15 protein-coding genes are annotated in these 16,730 nt (G+C 54.0%); 3 read left to right on the top strand and 12 right to left on the bottom strand.

The features are described from left to right. Positions 1–24: 24 nt before the first annotated feature. Positions 25–771, bottom strand: coding sequence for a fimbria/pilus periplasmic chaperone (locus M2406_RS15030; RefSeq protein WP_259190500.1), 747 nt, complete (start codon positions 769–771; stop codon positions 25–27). A gap of 224 nt (positions 772–995) precedes the next feature. On the opposite strand from M2406_RS15030, the gene M2406_RS15025 reads away from it, so the two are divergent. Further along, the gene (locus M2406_RS15025) at positions 996–1,139 is read left to right on the top strand and encodes a hypothetical protein (RefSeq protein WP_259190497.1); all 144 of its coding nucleotides are present in this window, start codon (positions 996–998) and stop codon (positions 1,137–1,139) included. A gap of 280 nt (positions 1,140–1,419) precedes the next feature. Next, positions 1,420–1,629 carry a hypothetical protein gene (locus M2406_RS15020; RefSeq protein WP_259190496.1) on the top strand — a complete coding sequence of 70 codons (210 nt, stop codon included), beginning with the start codon at positions 1,420–1,422 and terminating at the stop codon, positions 1,627–1,629. A gap of 270 nt (positions 1,630–1,899) precedes the next feature. On the opposite strand, the gene M2406_RS15015 is transcribed toward M2406_RS15020, so the two are convergent. The 11 genes from M2406_RS15015 to M2406_RS14965 all read right to left on the bottom strand — a co-directional run bounded on the left by M2406_RS15015 (position 1,900) and on the right by M2406_RS14965 (position 15,318). Further along, positions 1,900–2,724, bottom strand: coding sequence for a hypothetical protein (locus tag M2406_RS15015; protein WP_259190495.1), 825 nt, complete (start codon positions 2,722–2,724; stop codon positions 1,900–1,902). Between the two features lie 272 nt (positions 2,725–2,996). Beyond that, positions 2,997–3,647 carry a hypothetical protein gene (locus tag M2406_RS15010; RefSeq protein WP_259190494.1) on the bottom strand — a complete coding sequence of 217 codons (651 nt, stop codon included), beginning with the start codon at positions 3,645–3,647 and terminating at the stop codon, positions 2,997–2,999. A gap of 21 nt (positions 3,648–3,668) precedes the next feature. Then, positions 3,669–4,736 (bottom strand): hypothetical protein, encoded by a 1,068-nt coding sequence (locus M2406_RS15005; RefSeq protein ID WP_259190493.1) that lies wholly within the window; start codon positions 4,734–4,736, stop codon positions 3,669–3,671. 22 nt (positions 4,737–4,758) lie between these two features. Next, a complete protein-coding gene (locus M2406_RS15000; RefSeq protein WP_259190492.1) occupies positions 4,759–7,446 on the bottom strand; it encodes a fimbria/pilus outer membrane usher protein in 2,688 nt (895 codons plus the stop codon). A gap of 53 nt (positions 7,447–7,499) precedes the next feature. Next, a complete protein-coding gene (locus tag M2406_RS14995) occupies positions 7,500–8,270 on the bottom strand; it encodes a molecular chaperone (RefSeq protein WP_259190491.1) in 771 nt (256 codons plus the stop codon). A gap of 29 nt (positions 8,271–8,299) precedes the next feature. Next, complete coding sequence (locus M2406_RS14990) at positions 8,300–9,862, bottom strand: DUF1254 domain-containing protein (RefSeq protein WP_259190490.1); 1,563 nt, start codon at positions 9,860–9,862, stop codon at positions 8,300–8,302. A gap of 477 nt (positions 9,863–10,339) precedes the next feature. Next, on the bottom strand, positions 10,340–11,722 hold the full coding sequence (locus M2406_RS14985) for a carbohydrate porin (RefSeq protein ID WP_259190489.1): 1,383 nt from the start codon (positions 11,720–11,722) through the stop codon (positions 10,340–10,342). A gap of 221 nt (positions 11,723–11,943) precedes the next feature. After that, complete coding sequence (locus M2406_RS14980; RefSeq protein WP_259190514.1) at positions 11,944–12,246, bottom strand: PTS lactose/cellobiose transporter subunit IIA; 303 nt, start codon at positions 12,244–12,246, stop codon at positions 11,944–11,946. Then, complete coding sequence (locus M2406_RS14975; protein ID WP_259190488.1) at positions 12,239–13,642, bottom strand: glycoside hydrolase family 1 protein; 1,404 nt, start codon at positions 13,640–13,642, stop codon at positions 12,239–12,241. The genes M2406_RS14980 and M2406_RS14975 overlap by 8 nt, the downstream gene beginning before the upstream one ends. A 20-nt stretch (positions 13,643–13,662) precedes the next feature. Continuing rightward, positions 13,663–14,991 carry a PTS sugar transporter subunit IIC gene (locus M2406_RS14970; protein ID WP_259190487.1) on the bottom strand — a complete coding sequence of 443 codons (1,329 nt, stop codon included), beginning with the start codon at positions 14,989–14,991 and terminating at the stop codon, positions 13,663–13,665. Positions 14,992–15,003: 12 nt separating this feature from the next. Next, positions 15,004–15,318 (bottom strand): PTS sugar transporter subunit IIB, encoded by a 315-nt coding sequence (locus M2406_RS14965; protein ID WP_259190486.1) that lies wholly within the window; start codon positions 15,316–15,318, stop codon positions 15,004–15,006. A 295-nt stretch (positions 15,319–15,613) separates the two neighbouring features. On the opposite strand from M2406_RS14965, the gene M2406_RS14960 reads away from it, so the two are divergent. Next, positions 15,614–16,567, top strand: coding sequence for a LacI family DNA-binding transcriptional regulator (locus tag M2406_RS14960; RefSeq protein WP_259190485.1), 954 nt, complete (start codon positions 15,614–15,616; stop codon positions 16,565–16,567). Positions 16,568–16,730 lie beyond the last annotated feature (163 nt).

The raw sequence follows: 16,730 nt of genomic DNA, 5'->3' as shown, positions 1-16,730 counted from the left end.
GTAATACACCACCCAACACCACCCTTACTGGATTTTTGCCTGAAATGCCTGACTCGTCCCACCGTAGTCAGTGATCACCTTCCACTGCGCGCTCTCACCGGGTTTCGCGCCAGGCGCGGCCAACATCGTCTTGCCAAACGGAGGAACGTAATCTGACGCCACTTTCTCATTACCGACTTTCACTTCCGTCAGACTCATGTAATAAGGCGATGGATTACTCACCTCCAGCTTGCCCCCTTTCTGAACCCAAGTGAGCGACGCACCGGCTTTTTCCGGTCCCCCACTGATCGAGGAAGGGCGCACCAAAAGCTTGATGCAGCTGCTGATGCTCATCTGAATATTGAGGGACACGCTCTTGCTTTTACTGGCCTCGCCTTGCGCCCACTCATCGTCCGCTTTAGGCGGCACACCGGTTACACACAACCAGTTAAGCGATTCCCTATCCTTCGGGTATTCCCCGGCCACCCTCACAATACGCAGGCGACTCTGCTGCCCGCCATCCAGACGAAACACCGGGGGCGTCACAATGAAGTTCGCTGCCGTCTTCTTGTCATCCCCCGTGACCTTGGACTGGACCAGAATGGGGTAATCCTGGGGGTTGGCCACTTCCAGCGAACTCCCTGCAGAGCCCGGGTCATAAATCACCCGGGTTGCGCCGAGTTTGACGGAAAACGATTGAGTGGCCGCTTTAACATCCTGCTCCGCGGCCTGCGCACCGATGCCTCCGACACACATCGCCCCCACCACCAGTGTATTTAATGCTTTTCTCACGCTTCTTCTCCTGGCGCATCCGCTACATGGAGTCGCCTCATCAGTTTCCCGCCTTGCAGTGCTCTGCAAACACGTTTTTGCGAGTAGTCAATTAGAACCATTTTGACAACTCCCGTTATTCACTGGTACAAAAATATACAAATTAGCGCTTTGATAGATAAAAAGTCGTTGGGATATTGCCTGCACGAAATAATCAACCACTCATGTCAGTATGGAGCATACACATGCTGAAAAGTGCAAAGGTTCAGCCACAACCCAGTGGCGATCTGATGACCAGGAATGAAGAGGTGGGAAGTGCAGTAGAGGGCCTGCGCAACGGGCCTGAGTGGATGGCAAAAACGATCAATCATCCGGCTGCTTTTGGGTAGAAATGAAGGTTAAAGAAGAGTAGTCAGTTTGGTTCTAAATGTTAACAGTGGACTGATTTTTCAATCACTTACTCATTCGTCCAGTACCCCGGTCAAATGCATTTGCAGACCAGGCAATCTGGTGGGCAGGGCAGTAAAAGCATCGGAGAATCACGGCAGAATTGAGGATGCGAATGCTATCCCGGTGTTTTTTTCCTCGCACCGGCATGGATGGATTACAATAAAAGCTCACGCCCCGCTCACCCTACTCAGGGCCCAGTGGAACAATCACGGAGATAGCATGGTGCACATGTCGCGGGAAATTGCAGAACATATCGTCTGCCAACGAGGTTGGCTGTCGAAAATGCAGGACGTCTTCAGAAAGCGTTTGTTGCAGCATGCCCAACTGTTGAAATTCAATGCGGCCAACTCATATTTCAACCTGGCGATCCCGCCGGGGGATCTACGGGATGGTCGCTGGCACAGTGATTGTGAGTACAGTCGCGCCTGATTGACATCGCCGTCCCCGGGGACAGGAAAAACGAAGACAGCTTCATGGTCGGCAAATTGCACCGGTTCAAGCTGGTTACACAGAATGAATCATGGATGTTACATGTGCCACTGGAAGCCATGGAGCAGATGGCCACTGCCCCCCTAACGACATCCGTACGTTTGGTACGTTTCAATTCTGGCTTCAGATTCACTGTTTCAAATTGTGCATGGCTTGCAAATGACGATCATCCCCAACGTAGCGACACGCCAAGGATGATACCTACTTCGGTTAGGCTTGATCGATATAAATTGTCCATGTAAACGTGAACTGATCCCCGCCGGAGGCGAGCAGAGGATTAGGCCCCCCATCGACACTCTCGGGGTTTGTGGCAATCAGGGCACCAAAACCAAGTTTTGCCGATTTGTATGTTTCTGCTGACGCGCCAGAGGAAAAAGTCCCTTCATTGCCAGCTTGATCAACCAGTAATGCACCGCCATCCTCCACGTATTCATCCGTCATGAACATATATCCCCCTAGCCCCACTGCCGACCCATCACCTATATCGGAGGCGTGATTCTTAGGCGCAGTGCCAAATGTTACAGCATCACTCTCACCTGACTTCGGACCGTCCCAGGTAATTGTTCCTTGGCCTTGGGTATGCGTTGCATCATCGGTATAGAATTTCGCATCCGCCAGGAGGGGTAACATACGCCAGAAAGCCCCCATCGCCCCCGTCCTAACTCTGAAAACGGTGATGCCATCATCAGTTATTGTCGGGATCATATCCGGCCCCACCACGGTTTTGAGCTTTATGCTATTGAGGTTGCAATTCCCTCCCCCTTCAGCCCTTACGGTAATGTACACAGGCTCACCAGAACTCTTCAGCTCAACCTTCCCCTGCCCATTAGTCTCACGCGTCCAGGTCATCTGCATGGATTTATCAGCCGGAGATACCTGGAAACCGCAGATATCGGTCGACACGACGCTTACCGAAGCAGTAATGTCGGCACTGTTATTTCCCGCCAGCGCTACGTTTGACCCTGCCAACATAATACAGAGGCTACTGACGCTCAGCAGTGAAACTCGCAATGATGATGTATTATATTTTTTCATAGTTAAATTCCTGATTGGTGATTAATCACAATACAGCTGAACGTTAATACCGTTGTCGGTTTTTTTATGGCTGACTGATTTATTACTCTTTGCCGTGCCCACCTCCTGATGTTTATGAGGAATTGGCTACTGCCTTAGCACTGGTTGATACCGAGAGCGTGCCGATAATTCGTTCCCCTGGTATTTAAATGCATTAAATTAACTCAACCGCCAATAGGTTTAAATTCCCCAACGGTGGCCGAAAATAAATATCACCCCATTGGCGATATCATTTAGCGCCAGGAAATCTGCAGCGTAAAATTAGCGCCCAGGGGCTCCTGATTTTTATCACTTTCCTGCGTAAGGTCCGTATGTAGCCGAACATTAAACGGGATAACCAGCACCTCATTATCTTGCAGCGGCTGTTTCAGGTCATACCAATAATTCACCTGTGCCAGACTGAAATAGCGCTCACTGCCATTATCAACCTGCAGTTTATCCACTTCGGTGGCCGGTGAATCCGCTGCCAGCCTCAAAGGCCAGGGTGTTTTCGTTTCGTCATCCGCTGGGCCGATGGTGTAATACCATTGACGATTGCGATCGCGTGACTGCTTTTCCAGTAATGTCCCTCTCACCGGATTATCCGGCCAGTGCTCGGCCTTAAACATCACCCCGATACCGTCGGCCTCACACTGGCTCAGGTTCAGTTGCAGCGTTTGTATTGCTGGCGCACCTTTCCTGCGCGAAAAAGACATCTGGCTATTTTCCAGCTTTACCGTGCAGGACGGCGCTGTCACGGTGCCATAAAGGGTAATGTCCTGCGCAGCAAGGTAGGTCTCCGCTCCAGCCCTTGCCACACCTGGTACCAGATAGCCGATCAGTACTGTGCCCAGCAGCAATCCCGGAAAAATCCCCCCCAGCCTGTACTTGACGTCCTGCATCACATTGCCCTCCTGCCGTCGGGTTCAGTCATAGGATATCTGGTACAACCCTTTTGCCGTGATTTTGCCCGCTGTAATCGTCTGTTCATTCATGGGGCGGGCATAGAACGCCTGTAGCGCCACCGCGATCCCCTGCGTTAATTCATTACCGCTGTCTGCCGGTTGCGGGTTTTCCAGCTCCAACGGCAGATTGCGGTCCCAGTGCACTACGCCCTGCTGGGTCCGCCCGAAGGCGCGGGCGTCATATTTCAGCAAAAAACCGCTGCCGGTCTCTTGCCCGTACTCATCACGTGCCGTCAGGATGGTGGCTGGCCCCGCCAGCGAGTCCGTCACGCTACCAACCGGCAAGAACCGGATACGCAGATGCCGGGTGTTCTCCGAGCAGTTTGCCACCACCAACTGCGGCAAAGACGCCTGCGAATCCGTATAGCTCCCCGGCTCTACATTGCGTTTCAGCCATACCTGGCTGATTTCAGGTAGCCGAAAATTCAAGCTTGCCGCCGAGGTCGTGCAGGTTGGCACACGCAGATCCGCCGAAACCCGGACGGTATCTTGCTGACGGTATTTCACCTGGCCATCCGGTGCAGTGAAAGTCGTGGTACGGATAAACTCCGCCGCCGGTAAATCCGCCAGACCAGCCCCGGTATCCCTCCCTACACGCACCAGCCCTACGGTCAGTTCGCCTTCCTCAGGCAGCCGCATACCACTACCCTGCTTTTCCCGCTGCTCTTGGGGGTCGATTTGTATCCCGATGCCAATGCCTTTCACGCCGCTGCGGAACACATACCAACCCTGTTCTGCCCGGGTGTTGTCCCGGTCAGGATGCATCTGTGACAGTCGCCACATCCTCGTCCAGCTATCATCGCCAGTACAGACTTCGCACTGCACGTCAGGCAATCGCGCCCGTTGAGACACAAATGCTACCTGTGTGTCCACTGGCGTATCCGGCGTCAATGAGCGAACACCGAAGGTTACCGCAACCGGCGTGCTCATATAGGGAGCTATCGTGTCGGCATACACCGGTAAGGCTATCAGCAACAGCGTGATGCCATACACGCCGAGCTGCCGGTTGCTGCTGATTGTTGCGCTCATCCACCGACTCCTTGAGCCACCATCAGTGACATGCCCCCGACACCGCAGCCAGCTTTTGCTGGTCGGCGCTATCCGGCAAGACATAGTTGGCCGTACACCGTTCATCCTTGCCATCTCCCCAGTTCACGGTCACCGTGCCTTTTTGCGGCATACCGTAGAGATAAACCAGCCCGGCCTCGCCCACAATCCCGCTCACAGGAAGTGTGGCGTCAACGTCCTGCATCAGGGCCACCGTTGACCCAAACGGGACTTCCCCCTTACCCCGTTGCAAATTCAGCAATAGGCGATAGCCTTTATTGCTGCAGAACGGCACGGCGACCAGTGCACCGCGGGTAGGCACCACGTTCTTACTCGACGTATCCAGCTCCACGTTGCCAGGCAGGTTTGCCATGTCCACGTTAATCCGATTCATGTCATACGGCGTCAACCCGCTCACCAGCGCATACCCTCGCCAATCCGTCACCGCATTGTTGACATTCAGCCCACCGACACCCGGCACTTCCACCAGCGCATTTCCCCCACCCAGTGCAAGCTGTTTGCCCAGCGTGACGCCATGCGAGTGAATAGCCAGCCCGCCACTGGCCCCGTAAGAAACACTGTGATTGTCAGCACCATAGTTGTAGCCACCGTTTATCGCTCCATAGCGCCCGCTATACCCCAGGCTGGTGTTGCCCGTTTGGTTTCCAACCAGTCCCTGTGAAGCTGCATACGAAAGTGCCCCATTGAGTGCCGACCCGTTGATGCCCACCTGTTGGCTTACTTCACCGTTATTGCGGGTAAACGAATACGTCCCGTTTACGCTGCGGGCACTCAACCATTTGCCCAGCGGCAATGAAACGTTCATGCCGACGGTTCTGTCCGTACGGTTTTCATCACCACGGGAGTAGCCTGCTCCACCGGAACCCTTACCGCTGTCATCATCACCGTACCGACTGTCGCTGCCGTTATAGGTACTGACCCCCAGAGACATGCCGATGCCAATATCTTTCACCGTGGTGTTGTAGCTGAGCGACAGATTGTTTTGTACAGCAGAACTTCCCCAGGTGGTGGAGCGTGCGCCACTCAGAGAAAGGCTGCCCCAGACGCCCATGGATTGGGACAACGACACACTGTAGCTATCGTGCGTGCCATTGATCTGTCTGTACTCAGCCCCTTCCTGCCTGGGTTTCATCGTCAACAACTCTGCATAGCTGTAAAAATCTCTCGTTTGGCTGTGGCGCCATGACGCCCCCACCGAGGTATTGCCAAAACTGCGCGACCAACTCACCGCATGCAAGACACCGGTCGGCGCCCCCTGTTCGCCTGGTACCACAGACAGTTCGGCCCGTGAAGCATTAAGGGCGTAACTCACCGCCCCCCATACACCGGCATACACGCTAGCTCCGGCGGCCAGCGCCTGATAGTTCCGCGAGAGCAGCGCCCCCCCGTTCAACGTGGTGTTGGCCCACGCCCCCCAGGACACACCCACCTGCACAAATTTGTCGTCGGCATACCCGGCACCGTTAGTGGTTTTACCCGCCGAGGTGCTCCAAGTCAGGCCCCCCAGCCGCAATAGGGCACCACTTTGAGCTTGTGCCATGGTGAAATGCCGGGTTCTGCCGTCTGCTTCACGTATTTCCACCTCCACATCACCATTACCGCTGCGATTAAAGTCTGTCAGAGAGAATGGTCCCTGCGGCACATTCTGCTGGTAAACCACCTTGCCATACTGGCGTACCGTGATCGTGGACGGCGAGTTGGCAATACCGGTAATGGCCGGGCTGTAAGTGGTAAACTTCGGATCCAGCATTGCGTCATCGGAATCCAGCTTTACGCCGGTAAACTGCACCGATCCCACGCTGCTGCCAGAAGAGGTCGTATTTCCCACGGTAAATTGCCCACCGCCCCAGGTTGCAAAATCGTGCTGTGCATAGGTTTGGGTGGCATTCCATTGAGTGTTTTCCCCCTGGCTCTTGTGTACAGTCAGGTCATTGCGAATACGCCAGCCCAGCAGATTCATCTGCCCGTTTACCCCCAGGTAATCGCTGCCGGTTGTCCTGCCGCCGCTTTGCTGCTGGCTGCCACTGTAGTTGTAATTCATCAGCAGGGCCGCCATGCCCTGGTCCCACATTTGTGGGGCAGTTCTCAGTCGCGATGCCGCTCCCAGAGAGGCCTGCGGTACCGTCAGAACTAATAGTTGCTTATTAAAATCAAACTGCTCTTTCGCCAAAGGCACCATGGCTGCCACCCCCCCCTCCGGACAACCGCGGTTTTCCCCCTCAAGCTTATCTGCCTTTACGTCCTGCCGGACGGCAATAATGCCCCACCACTGCGCCATCTGTTGCGCGTTGACGCAGGCATATAACTTCCCAGGCTGTTCTGACCATGAGCGGAAATTCACCATCCTCCCCTCATCAACCACCTTGCCGTTTACTGTGACCTGAACGGCATAGCGGCCCGGCTGCAACCCACCTTTATGGGCAAAATACGCCAGATCAACATGTTCTCCCCGTTTGTTTGCCCCCATATACAGGAAGTCACTGTCAAAACTCAGCGCCTGATCTTCGCCCGTCTTACCCTGAACCGCTGCGGCAATATCTACTCCCGGCATTCCTGTGACCTCAGAGGCAAAGCTTTCCGGCTGCACGGTGGTGATAAGCACCCCCCCCAAAAAACAGGCAGGCAACTCCCTGAAGGCAAATCCAAATGTCGCCCGCGGCAGCCTTTTCATGGCAACCTCTTGATGGCTAGCTATTTTTCAACGTCCTTCCCGCTGGTATTGGCTCAAAACGTTTTGTTGAGTTTCGCTGTCGTCATGCCACGATCGTCCACGGTGGTGTAGCTGAAGGTACCGTGCGGCACAGAGGACGCGAGCCGGAGTTCACCAAACGGCGCCACCATGGTGTCCTTGGGTGCCTGCGCAGGCTTGCCGTTCAGGGTTAATTGCGTCATCGTCACAAAATACGGCGTCGGGTTTTTCACCACAACGTCCTTGCCGGACGACGTAACCGTCAGTTTTTCAGGTGCCTGTTTCACCGCAACAGGATCGTCAATCGCCGCCGGGCGGTAGAACAGCTTGATGCGGGTGTTCACCGCAAACTGCAGCCCGCTCTGAACCGCCTTCTGGTAGTTTTTCTCACCCTTTTTCGGCGGGATCGCCAGGTTGTTCAGGTAATACACCGACTCGCGGTCCGCTGGCAGGTTCTCGACCAGCTTATTCACACGCAGTTGAACCGCATTCTGTGGATCAAGGCGATAAAGCGGGGGCGTAACGGCAAACGGCATCGTCTGCTCGCTACTCCCTTGCCCAGATTTATCTTCACTGTCCCCATACGGGGAAACCCAGAAACGCATCAGCCAGACATCTGCCGGCGAGGAGTTTGTCACCGTCATGGAGGCCGCATCTTTGCCGCCTGCAAAGACCAACCGTGTTCCACCCAATGCGATACCGCCCTGATCGTCGGCAGCCTGGGCACTTGCCACACCACACACGATCATCGCCGCCAGTAGAACCGCACGACACTCTGGTTTTTTCTTTAATGCTGAGATGATCATTGGTTATTTTTCTCCAGAAAACAGGGCGGTTACTTAACTTCTGCTATCTCACCCGGTTTCCACGTCTTGTCGAACCAGGCATCAAGCGGGCCGTACAGCCTGAAGATGGTAAACCAGCCTTTACCCGGCACCGTCTGCGTCCAGTTAGCCTCCAGACCTTTCGGCGGTTTAGGCCCGAAGTACAGATCGACCGATCCGTCAGCATTGGCGATCAGCTTGTCACGCTTGTTATTCTTGCTCGGGAACGGTTGTGAGGTCTGAAGCTCGGAGCGGGTCTGCGGGTCATAGATCACCACCGACCAAAAGTCCTTGGCTGGCACATTCTTGGGAATGTTCAACCGGTAGTTCTTCGCACCGTCGAAAGGCTCGCCGGTCGAGTCGGCACTGGAAATGGCATACTGCGATCCTTTGCCAACCAGTTTCGCCGCCATTGCTGGCGTATTGACGGTGGCCATGTAGAAGAAGCTGGTACGTGCATCGAGGTCGCGGCCTGCAAGACCGTCACCACCGAGCCAGCGATAATCGCCACCGATAAAGCCAGCCCGCCACTGACTACCGGGATACAGCAGGGAACGAGGATCGCGACTACGGAAACTGATGGCTCTGGCAGTGGCGTTACCGGCAGCGACCGCATGGGTGAGAATGGTCGTCATCCGCTCGTCTGGTGAAAATGCCTTGCCCTTGCGAATACCAATTGAGGCGGCCAACCCGCGTAATTCGGGATCGATAAAACCGATGGGTTCTTTCTGGATGACGTGGTCGAGTTCCTTGTAGAATTCGAAGTTGTTGGCGTGTACTGTGTTAAATGCCTGCCGAGAGGAATTGATAAACTCCATCTTCGGAGGATTGTGCGCCTTACTCAGCGAATAGACTTTTAAACCGTCACGGAACATCTTTGAAGCTGCATCCGGTTTGCCGCCCACCAAAAATCCACGCAGCACCACAATATTTACGTAGGATGGCGAACGCGCAATGAAGTATTCGCCCCCATGTTTCACATCCTTGGGTAACTTACCCTTGTAATCTGTCGGCACAATCAGGTACTTCCCCCCTTTGCCACGATCTGGGCCAGGCACACCCATGTCGACAACAAAGCGGAAGAATGCGTCATTAACCGTTCCCGGCCCGCTACCTGGTGGTACCTCGACCACGGTCGGACCGTCGGTTTCCAGATCAAGCATGGCAAAGGCGTAGACCGTATCGGTATTGGCAGTCAGCAGCAGCGGATTGGAATCGGCCAGTTGATCGTAGATAGTGGCTTGGTTACTCTTGGTTGCCCCAAGCGCGACGTTGCCCCTGCGTATCGCTTCAATACTTGCCGCCGGCATCAGGCTGAGAAACACTTCCACACCGCGCAGGAAATCAAGGTTGTCGAACGCCAGGTTGGCCGTGTCCTGCGTCGGTACGCCGTCGACAAAGCTGAGCGTGCCGATCCGGGTAGGGATAGTGCTCGGGGTCAGGACATCCTGTGGAATGTAGGTATTAAACCCCGGTGTAGGGGTGGTAGGTGCTGGCTGCGCGTAGACGCTATGTGCGCATAATGCGCTAAGAAGCGTGGTGGTAACGAGGCCCAGATGACGGTTGAAAATCATTAGCTTCTCCTTTTTTGTTATAGGGAGCTGACAAAAGCGGGCGTTCACGGTTCCCTGCGCGATGGCTAACGCCAGCAGGCAGAGATTTATCCGCCGTCGATCCCAGAGGTAAGACAGGCTCTCAACGATTTTTTCTCCGACAAAAGGCTTTTATGTAAGCAAGAAAATCAAATCAAGACATTTGATGCCCAAATAATTCAAATAATTTCATATCGCTAATTTATTAAGCAATCAGGCCTGGCGCCGTCGGACAAATATTAACAAGGAGGAACAAGCTGGATGACGCAACATGCCAGTAGTTCACTGCCCCAGATGCCTGGATTTATCCCCCAACGAATCGGAAAATCGATACTGGAAAAACTCTAAAGCTGTGGCCAGTTTTTGTTGACCACTTCACTGCGGAGCGCGCCAACCAGACCCAACTTTCTTTGATGGTGATGCCGGAGTGACCGTTGATTCGGCCACTCCGGACACTGATCAGAACCAGGCTTCCCACATTGCGCCGACGTTGAACGAATCCAGTTGGGTATCGTCGTCAGTACCGTTCACGCGTGCGGTATGTTTGTTATCCACCTCACCGCCGGTGACATAGAAGCGCAGCATAGGGCGGAACTCCGGCCCCATCGCAATCGAAATATTCTGCGACAGCGTGAGTTTCCAGCCATGGTTATCGCCGCCCTGATCGTAATCTACCCGTTGGTAGCCCGCCTCCAGCCAGGTTGAATGCACGTCGTTCCACCAATACATCGGCCGCACAATCGCGCCGTAGTTACGGCGATCGTCAGTGCCGTCGGCGTCGTTGGAGTAATCATGGAAGGCGAGCAGGTATTCCACCTGCGCCTGTTGGGTAAACTTGTAGTTCCCCTCGAAGCTGGCGTAAATCGCCGTCAATTCGTCCGTTTTGTTGTAGACGCTGTTATCCGAATTGTTGGAGTAACGGGCGATGACTTTATTCACTCCTTTGTCACCGGTATGACTCAACACCACGCCGCCCTGCCAGGCTTTCAGGCGCTCATCGCTTTCCACCGCTTTCGAATCGAAGCCATAGTTGGCGTACAGCTCCAAATCCAGCGGACCAACCTTCATGCCGTGAATTTTCGAGGTCAGCGCGTAGTTACCTTTATCGCCGGTTCCTGAACCGCCGGTACAGGTGATACGCGATGGGTTGGCTTCGTCTTCCGCCACTCTCGGATCACAGGACTCAACAGCCGCGACGGCGGCGACGTCAAACTGTACGCCGCCGATATCAAAGTTCTTCACCCCCGCGCCCTGGCCATCGTGGGTCATCCAGAAATAGTCGTTGATGCCCTGTTGCGGACGCTGATGAAAATCGCGGCCGGCCCACAGATAGGCATTCGGATTGGAGGCCAGAATATTGGTGACGCCGGCATAGGCTTTCTTGAGGTTTACCTCGTCACCCCAGTGGTCGAACATCACATTGACATCCCAAATTGCGCCGTTATCGCCTTTGAACGCTTTGGAAAGCTGGAATTCGCCGCCATTGCCTTCGTTACCCAGGCGGCCCAGCGCGGACGCGCCGTTGTAAGAGCCGTCAACACCGACGAATTTCTGATCGCCACCCTGGAACTGTGCACCATAACGGGCGTAGCCGGAAAATTTGACGCCAAAAGGGATCGCCATATCCGGCGACTGGGCGGTGCTTTGCGGTTCGGTAATGACATCGACCTTTTTGTTTACGGCGGCATCTATTTTCGCCTGCCGTTGCGCCAGGGCTTTATCGACCGCTTTGGCCACAATGGCATCGATTTGTTCTTGAGTAAATTCTTGAGCGAGTACGGATCCAGAGCAAAGCGCGGCCATTATCGCCAGCGCTATTGGCAATTTATTATATATTTTCATGGTTATCTCAATTGTACACACGTGATCCTATCAGCTGCCTGAAGGCAGCTTTAATGATATTGTGTGGGCTGGTTTATTTTATATAACAGCCATCCTGTTCTGGTTTTAAAAAACAACCGTGCCATCACCAAAACAAGCTGATTCTTTATTATTTATATGGGTACAAAACAGTTAAGTAATCTTCGTAATTATTTCCCCTTGTTGACATGAACAATGTGTTATTAGCGTTGGTAAAGATGAATAATCTCTTCCGATAATTCACGCGCCAGTAAAGACGTCATTAAATGATCCTGCGCGTGCACCATAATCAAGGTCATTGGCTGCCGAGCCTCACCGGCATCCTGTTCGATCAGTTTGGTTTGCATCTGATGCGCCAGCCGCGAAAAGCTATCGGCCTGCTGTAACAGCGTCTTGGCTTCGCTGATGTTGCCTTCACGCGCGGCGCGCAACGCCTCAAAACACAGGCTGCGCGACTGCCCGGCGTTGACGATAATCTCCATGACCGCCTCTTCCAACTCAATCATCATTTGTCTCCTGTTCGTTAAACCCATTGTCTGCAGCGGTGGCGGCAAACCACTCTCCGCTTTTCTTGACGGTACGTTGCTGGCAGGCTAAATCCAATTGCACCAGGCCGTAGCGATTTTTATATCCATTGCACCATGACCAGTTATCAATAAACGTCCACATGTGATAGCCTCGACAATTACAGCCTTCGCTAATGCCTTTATGCAGCCACTTAAGGTGTTCGGAAACAAACTCAATGCGATAGTGATCGTTGATTTGGCCGTTTTCCTCAAAACGTTGTTCGTTTTCCACACCCATGCCGTTTTCGGAAATAAAACAACGCGGATTGTCATAGTTAACGCGCAAGTTTGTCAGAATGTCATAAATACCCGGTTCATAAATTTCCCAGCCGCGGTAAGGGTTCATTTTTCTGCCGGGCATTTCATAGTTTTCGAATAACCATTCAGGCATAAAGGGCGCCAGCGGGTTTACGGCGCTGTCGCGGCATTTCACGCGGCGTGGTTGGTAATAGTTGACCCCCAGCAGGTCAATCTTCCCTTCGGCAATCAGCGCCCGATCGCCAGGCTGGCAGGCCGGAAGCTGATCCCAGGTTTTCAGCAAAGCCATCAGATCGCCCGGATATTCGCCACGCAGCACCGGATCGAGGAAACTGCGGTTAAACAGCAGGTCGGCGTGGTGCGCGGCACTTACATCCGCCGGATTTTGCGAACGGGGGTAAGAGGGCGTCAGGTTCAGCACGATACCGATCTCCCCGGCGTAAAGCCCGGCGCGAAACGCCCGCACCGCCGACGCATGCGCCAGCACCGTGTGGTATGCCACCGTCGCCGCCCGCTTAAAGTCGACCACGTTGGGGTAGTGGAAATCATAGAGGTAACCGCCTTCGACCGGCACAATCGGCTCATTGAAGGTGAACCAATGCATTACCCGGTCGCCAAACAGCTCAAAACAGACCTGCGCATAGCGGCTAAAGGCCGCGACCACCTCACGGTTTTCCCAGCCGCCCTTCTCTTGCATCGCCATCGGCATATCAAAATGGAACAGCGTAATAAACGGCTTGATGCCCTGCGCCAGCAACTCATCAATCACGTTGTTATAAAACGCGACCGCTTGCGGATTCACCTCGCCCGTTCCGTCCGGGATCAACCGCGACCAGCTGAGGGAGGTACGAAAACTGTTATGGTTGAGCTGCTTCAGCAGCGCGATATCCTGGCGCCAGTTCCGGTAAAAGGTTGATGTTTCCTGTGGGCCAACCTGCTGATGAAAACGCCAGGGCTCATTGGCGTACCAAGTGTCCCAGATTGTCGGGCTTTTACCGCCCTGCAGGCTGTCCCCTTCGGTTTGCAGCGCGGAGCTGGCGCTGCCCCACCAGAAGTGCTCGGGAAATGCGTATTTCATGCTTCGGTTCTCCATCAATATCAGTTGTTGCCGACGGTTCCGGCCAGCGGTGCAGCGCTCTGCGCTTTTTGCTCTTCGGTTTTCATTAAAGAGCGCTCGTAGGCACGCAGGAACGGTAAGTACATCAGGGCGGACATCACCATACAGATGACGCACATCACCACCGGACTGAGCGCCCAGTTCGCCGCCCAGGAGGCACCAATGGGGGCCGGCGTGGTCCACGGCGTGAGCGATACCACCTGTGCCAGCCATCCCAAACGCGTCGCGGTATAGGCCAGTACGGCGTTGACCAGCGGAACGCAAACGAACGGGATGAACAACATCGGATTCATGATGATCGGCGCACCAAACAGGATCGGCTCATTGATGTTGAAGAAACTTGGCACCACGCCCATCTTGCCGATGGTGCGCAGGTGTGCAACGCGGCTGCGCAACAGCAGGAAAGCCAGCGGTAACGTCGAACCGACGCCGCCAATCAGCAGATAGTGATCCCAGAAACCCTGCAAATAAACGTGTGGCAATGCCGTTCCGGCCGCTAACGCTGCCTGGTTCACCGACAAGTTCGCCATCCAGAACGGGTTCATGATACCGGTGACAATCAGTGAACCATGGATGCCGGCGAACCAGAAAATCTGGCACAGCAAGACCGACAGCAAGATGGCGGGCAGCGAATCCGAGGCGGACACCAGCGGTTCCAGCAGATGCATAATCGCCTGCGGCAGGATCATGCCGGTTTGCGCTTCGATAAACAGATTCAGCGGATGCAACGTGCCAATCACCACCAGTACCGGGATCAGGATCTCAAACGAACGCGCTACGCCGGTGGGCACCTCCTTCGGCAGGCGGATAGTGACGTTGTTCTGCTTGAGCCAGGCGTAAACGCGAGTTGAGTAAATCGCGGTGATCAGGGCGGTGAAAATCCCTTGCCCGGAAAGATATTGGGTGGATATTTTGCCGTCCGCATAAGGGGCAGCCACCAGCAAAAAGGCCATAAATGCCAGCAAACCGCACATCACCGGATCGAGATTAAACTGTCGCCCGAGGCTGGCGCCAATTCCCACGGAGATAAAGAAGGTCATCACCCCCATACTCAGATTGAACGGCAACATCAGCTGTTCGCGATAAGTCTGCGAAAAATCCAGCCAGCCACGTGCAAAGCTGTTCGTGGTGTCGGCGGAAAACGGCGGAAAGATAAAGACCAGCATGAACGAACCAATAATCATAAACGGCAACGCGGCGGTAAACCCATCGCGGATGGCAATGACATATTTTTGCTGCCCCAGGCGGCCGGCCAGCGGGGTGATGGATTGCTCGATGACGGCAACCATTGACTGATATAACGAACTCATAGGAACACCTTTTTAGTGCGCCGCTGCGATCAGCGACAGAGCATAGTCCAGTACCTTCTCACCGCGCTGCATGCCGTAGTCCATCGGATCAATGGACTGAACGGGTATGCCTTGGACGGCAGCCTTTTCTGACAGTGTTTTAAGCATATATTTCACCTGTGGCCCCAGCAGCACCACCTGATAGCGTGGAAACTGCGTATCAAACTCGGCTACGCCAAAGGCGTCGATCTCGACCGGCAATCCCCTTTCATCCGCAGCCTCCACCATTTTCCTGACCAGCAGGCTGGTAGACATCCCAGCGGAACAACACAGCATAATTTTGTACATCGACAACCATCCTCAACGGGTAAATAACGTGAATGCGCAATGATTGGACACCATAAGGAAACCGTTTTCCATTAAGTGAGTGTGGAAGTGTGATAGTCATCATGATCTAGGCAATACAAGGAATTTCTCTTGGATTCTCATCACATATCTTTGTCTTACTTTGAGGTGTTTTGAGATGGTATGGAAAATCGGTTTCCATGAAAAAAAGAAAACGGTTATACTGCTGACGGCGATAAAGTGAGCCATTACCGGATGTTTTTTACAGGCTGCAGCGTGGGTCTGTCAGGAGAGAAAGATGTCAACAATCAACGATGTATCACGTTTAGCTGGGGTATCAAAAGCCACAGTCTCGCGGGTGTTGAGTGGATCACGCGGCGTTAAGGAAGCCAGTCGTCTTGCGGTATTGCAGGCAGCAGAAGAGCTAAATTACCGGCCCAATGTGATCGCGCAATCATTGCTTAGCCAATCAACGGGCTGCATCGGGGTTATCTGCGCACAGGAAAATATTAACCAGACCACAGGTTATCTTTATGCGCTGGAAAAACAGCTCAGTCAGCATCAAAAGCATCTGCTGCTGCGTTTCGCCAACACCAAAGCGGGCGTAATGAACGCACTGGATGAACTCACCTGCGGGTTGTGCGACGACGTGCTGATTATCGGCGCCCGTTTCCCGCTCAGCATCCCGAACGACAACGTGATCCTGGTCGATTGCGTTGAGGCCGATACGCCCAACAGCATTCAGTTCGACCACGCTTTCGCCGCCGAAAGCGCCTGCAATTATTTGATTAGCCAGGGGCGACGCCAAATAGCGTTGATCCAGCCTGATGCCAGCGGCTGTGCCGATCAGGTGCTGCTGGGCTATAAGCTTGCGCTGGAAAACAACTTTTTGCCGTTCAATCGCAACCTGGTGTTTATGGATTCGACCACCTCTTCCGTTGCGGTACAGGTGCTGCTCAATAACGCCACCACGCTCAATTTCAACGCGCTTCTGGTGGCAGACGAGCAAGAAGCACAGCAGGTGATTACCCAACTACAGGCATTCAATAAATCCTTACCGGACGACATTATGGTCTTTAGCCTGGCCGGTTCGCTGCATTTACCTGGCATTCCGGCGATCCCGTCTATTGAATATTCAATGGACGCCATGGCGGCGCGTATCGTCAGTTGGTTGACGGAGAAAACCCGGGATATGCTCGGTGCCTGCGTGCTGCGCGGGGATTTGATTATCCCGGATAGGCACAAACGTTAAGCGATTTCCGGTGCCGCCGGAAAACAAAACGGGCCAACAAGGTTGGCCCGCGATCGATACATTTCCCACTGCTGACGCTTATTCTACTGTGTTAGGCGTCTCAAACAGTTTGGGTTGATTGTTCCCCAGCAGCGCCTTGATCTTGTCCTGGTACAGCTTCACC

It is taken from the genome of Serratia sp. BIGb0163, assembly GCF_024809935.1.
Lineage (GTDB): Bacteria > Pseudomonadota > Gammaproteobacteria > Enterobacterales > Enterobacteriaceae > Serratia > Serratia quinivorans.
This window is presented reverse-complemented; position numbering and strand designations above follow the sequence as displayed.